The organism is Escherichia sp. Lx600-2, assembly GCF_036662595.1.
GTDB classification, from domain to species: Bacteria; Pseudomonadota; Gammaproteobacteria; order Enterobacterales; family Enterobacteriaceae; genus Escherichia; species Escherichia coli.
In genome coordinates this window covers 23,084-29,661 of sequence record NZ_JAYQWM010000052.1, presented here as the reverse complement: position 1 = coordinate 29,661, position 6,578 = coordinate 23,084, and the positions used below count along the sequence as shown (strand labels likewise).

Annotated in this window: 5 protein-coding genes; 2 read left to right on the top strand and 3 right to left on the bottom strand. The window is 49.1% G+C overall.

Features of this window, described 5'->3' with window-relative positions:
- Positions 1 to 809 (bottom strand): glutamate decarboxylase (locus OQV04_RS16975; protein WP_025765542.1); only part of this gene is annotated, 809 nt, incomplete at its 3' end.
- 210 nt (positions 810 to 1,019) lie between these two features.
- Positions 1,020 to 2,417, bottom strand: coding sequence for a cytochrome c peroxidase (gene ccp / locus OQV04_RS16970; protein ID WP_000784815.1), 1,398 nt, complete (start codon positions 2,415 to 2,417; stop codon positions 1,020 to 1,022).
- Between the two features lie 404 nt (positions 2,418 to 2,821).
- Here ccp and OQV04_RS16965 point away from each other — a divergent pair, with 404 nt between their 5' ends.
- Positions 2,822 to 4,471 carry an alpha,alpha-trehalase gene (locus OQV04_RS16965; protein ID WP_000934216.1) on the top strand — a complete coding sequence of 550 codons (1,650 nt, stop codon included), beginning with the start codon at positions 2,822 to 2,824 and terminating at the stop codon, positions 4,469 to 4,471.
- A 50-nt stretch (positions 4,472 to 4,521) separates the two neighbouring features.
- On the opposite strand, the gene OQV04_RS16960 is transcribed toward OQV04_RS16965, so the two are convergent.
- A complete protein-coding gene (locus tag OQV04_RS16960; RefSeq protein ID WP_001167676.1) occupies positions 4,522 to 5,124 on the bottom strand; it encodes a helix-turn-helix transcriptional regulator in 603 nt (200 codons plus the stop codon).
- 519 nt (positions 5,125 to 5,643) lie between these two features.
- On the opposite strand from OQV04_RS16960, the gene OQV04_RS16955 reads away from it, so the two are divergent.
- On the top strand, positions 5,644 to 6,543 hold the full coding sequence (locus OQV04_RS16955) for a LysR family transcriptional regulator (RefSeq protein ID WP_001383633.1): 900 nt from the start codon (positions 5,644 to 5,646) through the stop codon (positions 6,541 to 6,543).
- Positions 6,544 to 6,578 lie beyond the last annotated feature (35 nt).

The window sequence follows — 6,578 nt, the reverse complement described above, 5'->3', positions numbered from 1 at the left end:
ATCGATTTCACACGCGGCAGGCGGAAGTCCCAGACGATATCCGGGGCGACGAACGGTGCCAGGAAGCCACCGCTGGCAGCGTCGATGTGCATGTCGATGTCGATACCGGTGTCGGCCTGGAATTTATCCAGTGCATCGTGCAGCGGTTGCGGGAACTCATAGTTACCGGTGTAGGTCACGCCGAAAGTCGGCACCACGCCGATGGTGTTTTCGTCGCAGGCTTCAATCATGCGTTTCGGGTCCATAAACAACTGACCGGGGCGCATAGGGATCTCGCGCAGCTCCACATCCCAGTAGCGAGCGAATTTATGCCAGCAGATTTGCACCGGACCGCACACCAGGTTTGGTTTATCCGTTGGTTTGCCTGCAGCTTCCATACGCTTGCGCCAACGCCATTTCATCGCCATCCCGCCAAGCATACAAGCCTCGGAAGAACCAATGGTGTTGGTGCCAACGGCCTGACCATTTTTCGGCGCAGGCGCATGCCACAGATCGGCAACCATGTTTACGCAACGCAGGTCGATGGCTGCGGATTGCGGATATTCTTCTTTGTCGATCCAGTTTTTATTGATCGACAAATCCATCAATTTATGGACGTTTTCGTCGTCCCAGGTCTGGCAGAAAGTGGCCAGGTTCTGACGAGCGTTGCCATCAAGATATAATTCATCATTGATAATCTGGAATGCGACATCATCGCGCATTTCGTGCAGCGGAAATCGTTTTGACTCCGCGATAGTAGAAATGGCCTTTGCGCCAAAACGTGAATCGAGTAGTTCTGAGCGGAAATCCGTTAACAGCTTCTGGTCCATTTCGAACTCCTTAAATTTATTTAAAGGCAATAAAAAAGTAGGATTTATCCGCAATGGAAGCAAGGCATTACAGGCTTAATTTAAATAACAAAATCCTAAGCAGAAAAACGACTTTTTATAATATAAACATTTAACATGATAATATTAAAAACAGACTTTATTATCGTAATAAAAATCGCCCAAACATTCCTGTTCGGGCGATCAAATTAATTATTGTTTATCCTGCATATACGGCGTGTACACCCCGTTCAGACTGTGCAGGAAAGCTACGATATCATCCACATCCTCCTGCGGCAGCTCTTTGCCTACCTGATAGCGCAACATCAGTTTCACCGCCCCGTCCAGCGTCGGCACGTCACCGCGATGGAAGTACGGTGCCGTTAAAGCAACGTTACGTAAACCGGGTACTTTCTGACGCAATTTATCACGCTCTTCTTTAGTCACATTCATACGACCAATATCCGCCGCCGTAATTTCCCCAAAGTTAAAGTCTTTTTTCAGCCCCAACGGTTCGAAGGAACGTCCGCCGAGAATAATTCCACCATGACAAGTTGCACATTTGTTATCTTTAAATAATTGATAGCCTTTTTTCTGTTGCGCCGTCAGCGCATTTTCATCCCCACGCAACCATTTATCAAATGGGGAATCCGGCGTAATTAATGTTTTCTCAAATTCAGCAATGGCATCAGTAATATTTTCGCCACTGAAACCTTGCGGATAGACGTCGAGGAACTGCGCTTTAAGCTGCGGATCTTTTTCCAGCTTAGCAATAATTTCGTCCCAGGATTTTGACGCCATTTCAATCGGGTTCAACGGCGGTCCACCAGCCTGATCCTGCAATGTTGCCGCACGACCATCCCAGAACTGCTCAACGTTAAATACTGAGTTAAATACCGTCGGCGCGTTAATCGGCCCAACTGCGCCACCAACACCAATCGATGTTTTTCTGCCATCGACGCCCCCCGCATTCAACGCATGGCAATGAGCGCATGAAATGGTGCTATCAGCCGATAAACGGGGATCGTGATACAGCGCAAAGCCCAACGCCACTTTTTGCGCATCGGTAGGCAGTTTTTGCGGGATGGGCTGCACCGGTTCATTGCGATGCTCCGGAGCAGTATCATTGCTGGCGTAATATTCCGCGCGCTGTTTTGCAATCCAGGCCAGTATTTCCGCCCGCTCTTCATCACTCACCTTACCCGCCCAGTGTAGCGCGGTATAACGCGTTGGCGGCATAGTTTCATACTGCATCACCCATTCAATCTTATTCAGATCGCTTTGCGAAACGGGTTTATCAGCCAGCAGAGCAGCACGCACGGCCTCGAGGTTAAAAGATTTATATCCAAGCTTAATGTCGTAATCCATCAACTGTTTCGCGCCAGGAATATAATAATAGGCGGGTAATTCTGCCGAAGGCGTGTGGCAATAGTCGCATCCTTTTTCGCGGAGAAAGCCTAAAACCTTATTATTTTCACTGACAGCAGATGCCTGAACATCGGCCTGTTTACTGCGTTTATTATCGTGGTACCACACATAACCAGATAACCCTAAATAGCAAATCGCGACGCCAGCCAGGCCGATCGCGGTAATACGTGAGACCATTTTCATTATTCTTCCCTCACGGTGGTGAGTTATTGTGACCCAGAAAATTTTCCAGAATGCTGCAAACGTCTCTGCGAGACAAAGCCATCATAAAAAACAGGGAGATACGCTTTTTGATAGGAATCAATCAATTACATGAATATAAACTATCAATAAGATAGCCTGTGCCTATTACCCAGATCAGGAATGGCATATCATGATTGCGGCAAGAGCAGGATTGAATGTTCTGAAAATGAAAAACAACACGAAATCTGTATTTTTATAAATTCCATTGATATTAGTGCGTTATATTTTTTGACAGGTTAATAAACGTGATCCACCGCACGCTTTGTCGCCCACCAGGCGGAGCGAATGACTACCCTTAAAGAAAAGCCCGATAATTAGCGACGAATTTCGGAGGTTGGATCCTTATGCTCAATCAGAAAATTCAAAACCCTAATCCAGACGAACTGATGATCGAGGTCGATCTCTGCTATGAACTGGACCCGTATGAATTAAAACTGGATGAGATGATCGAGGCAGAACCGGAACCCGAGATGATTGAAGGGCTGCCCGCCTCTGATGCGCTGACGCCTGCCGATCGCTATCTCGAACTGTTCGAGCATGTTCAGTCGGCGAAAATTTTCCCCGACAGTAAAACCTTTCCCGACTGCGCACCCAAAATGGACCCGCTGGATATTTTAATCCGCTACCGTAAAGTGCGCCGTCATCGTGATTTTGACTTGCGCAAGTTTGTTGAAAATCACTTCTGGCTGCCGGAGGTCTACTCCAGCGAGTATGTATCGGACCCGCAAAATTCCCTGAAAGAGCATATCGACCAGTTGTGGCCGGTGCTAACCCGCGAACCACAGGATCACATTCCGTGGTCTTCTCTGCTGGCGCTGCCGCAGTCATATATTGTCCCGGGCGGCCGTTTTAGCGAAACCTACTATTGGGATTCCTACTTCACCATGCTGGGGCTGGCGGAAAGTGGTCGGGAAGATTTGCTGAAATGCATGGCCGATAACTTCGCCTGGATGATCGAAAACTACGGTCACATCCCCAACGGCAACCGCACCTATTATTTGAGCCGCTCGCAACCACCGGTTTTTGCGCTGATGGTGGAGTTGTTTGAAGAAGATGGTGTACGCGGTGCGCGCCGCTATCTCGACCACCTGAAAATGGAATATGCCTTCTGGATGGACGGTGCAGAATCGTTGATCCCTAATCAGGCCTATCGCCATGTTGTGCGGATGCCGGACGGATCGCTGCTCAACCGTTACTGGGACGATCGCGACACGCCGCGTGACGAATCCTGGCTTGAGGACGTTGAAACCGCGAAACATTCTGGTCGCCCGCCCAACGAGGTGTACCGCGATTTACGCGCGGGGGCGGCCTCCGGTTGGGATTACTCTTCCCGTTGGCTGCGTGATACTGGTCGTCTGGCGAGCATTCGTACCACCCAGTTCATCCCCATCGATCTGAATGCCTTCCTGTTTAAACTGGAGAGCGCCATCGCCAACATCTCGGCGCTGAAAGGTGAGAAAGAGACAGAAGCACTGTTCCGCCAGAAGGCCAGTGCCCGTCGCGATGCGGTAAACCGTTACCTCTGGGATGATGAAAACGGCATCTACCGCGATTACGACTGGCGACGCGAACAACTGGCGCTGTTTTCCGCTGCCGCCATTGTGCCACTCTATGTCGGTATGGCGAACCATGAACAGGCCGATCGTCTGGCAAACGCCGTGCGCAGTCGGTTACTGACACCTGGCGGGATTCTGGCAAGCGAGTACGAAACCGGTGAACAGTGGGATAAACCCAACGGCTGGGCACCGTTACAGTGGATGGCAATTCAGGGATTTAAAATGTATGGCGATGACCTTCTGGGTGATGAAATCGCGCGAAGCTGGCTGAAGACGGTGAATCAGTTCTATCTGGAACAGCACAAACTGATCGAAAAATACCATATTGCCGATGGTGTTCCCCGCGAAGGCGGCGGTGGCGAGTATCCGTTGCAGGATGGGTTTGGCTGGACTAACGGTGTGGTACGCCGTTTAATTGGTTTGTACGGCGAACCATAATATTTTTACAGCCAGCCGCTAACTTCCTGCTGGCTGTAAAATTATCCTCTTCAGGAGGAGATATTTAACATCATTGCCGCCTGGGTGCGATTTTTCACTTCCAGACGGCGATACAGGGATTCCAGATGCGCTTTTACCGTTCCGGTACTGATATTCAGCGCTCTGCCGATCTCCTTATTTGATTCGCCCGCCGCTAACATGGTTAAAATCTCCCGCTGGCGGGCGCTTAACGATTTGAGATCTTTAATGTCCTTTTCCGGCGTCGTCCGCCAGTCTCCAGGCAGAAACATCATCCCCATCGCCGCACTATTTACCGCCAACGCAAATGTCTCGACGGTTGAATCACGAGGCACAATGGCCAGCACATTAAAATGGATAACTTCCTGTAACCACCGTTTATTGCAATCCGTCGCCGTAATTAACACCTTAACCTCAGGAAATTGCACCACGGTTTTTTGCAGCAGCCAGTAGCAAAATTCACCATCCTGATCGCCATCGAGCATAACTAAAGCTTCAGGGTAACTTTCCAGCTTTTGCCATAACTCGTCTGCCTGACTGGCCCCCTGAATACTCACTCCTGGAATACGCTGCTGTAAACTGATTTTCATTCCATGAATAAATATTGACTGCCTGTCAAACATGACTATTTGCATAACTGAATCTCCACCTGAATATGTTAAAAAGACTTAAGTAGTGGAAGGGTATTACCCGCGAGAAAAAATAAGAATTCGCCATTTGGCGGTGGCCATTCTACAGAGATGACGCGTAGAAAATAGTTACCGATATAAATAGTTACAGCTAAACGCCTGAAATTACATGTCGAGGGCACTATTTAAAACAATTTTGAGGATTTCCTTATATTGATGGTTAGTACGCATGCAATTAAAAATGAAATTCCGCGACCACAAGCCAAAATAACAAACGGCAATGAGACAAAAATAAGCACAAATAGCCAATACGTCCTCTATTCACTTTAAAGGGAATCGCTGAAAAATACGCTCTGTTTAAGGGGATTCACCTTTCTCAGAAAGCTATTCCGCCCTTTTCATGCTGAGAAATCGCCACATTCGTCATGACAACATTGTGAAACCCGGCATTAGATGTTAGAAAAAACAATAAACAATGCGATATGCGCGTTACTGTTTCGCTGTGAACAACAATCGGTCAAAGAAATGGATAAAATTCACGCAATGCAGTTGTTCATCAAAGTCGCGGAGCTGGAAAGTTTTTCCCGCGCAGCGGATTTCTTTGCTTTGCCAAAGGGAAGTGTTTCGCGCCAGATACAGGCACTGGAACATCAACTTGGCACCCAGCTTCTCCAGCGCACCACGCGACGGGTCAAACTCACGCCAGAAGGCATGACCTATTATCAACGGGCAAAAGATGTGTTGAGTAATCTCAACGAACTGGACGGTCTGTTTCAACAGGATGCCACCAGTATCAGCGGTAAATTACGCATCGACATCCCGCCAGGAATCGCGAAAAGCCTGTTACTGCCGCGCCTGTCGGAATTTCTCTATCTGCATCCGGGAATTGAGCTGGAACTGAGTAGCCATGACCGTCCGGTAGATATTCTTCATGATGGTTTTGATTGCGTGATACGCACTGGCGCGTTACCGGAAGATGGCGTTATCGCCCGTCCCCTCGGCAAACTGACCATGGTCAACTGTGCCAGTCCGCACTATCTGACGCGCTTTGGTTATCCGCAAAGCCCCGATGATCTGACTTCACACGCAATAGTGCGTTATACACCGCACCTGGGTGTACATCCGTTAGGTTTTGAGGTTGCCAGCGTTAATGGCGTCCAGTGGTTTAAGTCTGGCGGCATGTTGACGGTAAACAGTAGCGAAAACTATCTCGCCGCCGGTCTTGCCGGTCTGGGGATTATTCAGATCCCGCGCATTGCCGTGCGCGAAGCCCTGCGTGCCGGGCGGCTTATTGAAGTGTTGCCAGGCTACCGTGCCGAGCCGCTCTCCCTTTCGCTGGTTTATCCGCAGCGTCGGGAGCTTTCCCGGCGTGTAAACCTGTTTATGCAGTGGCTGGCTGGCGTAATGAAAGAGTACCTGGACTGACCGACTATACTTTTTAAGAATGACCACGACAGAAG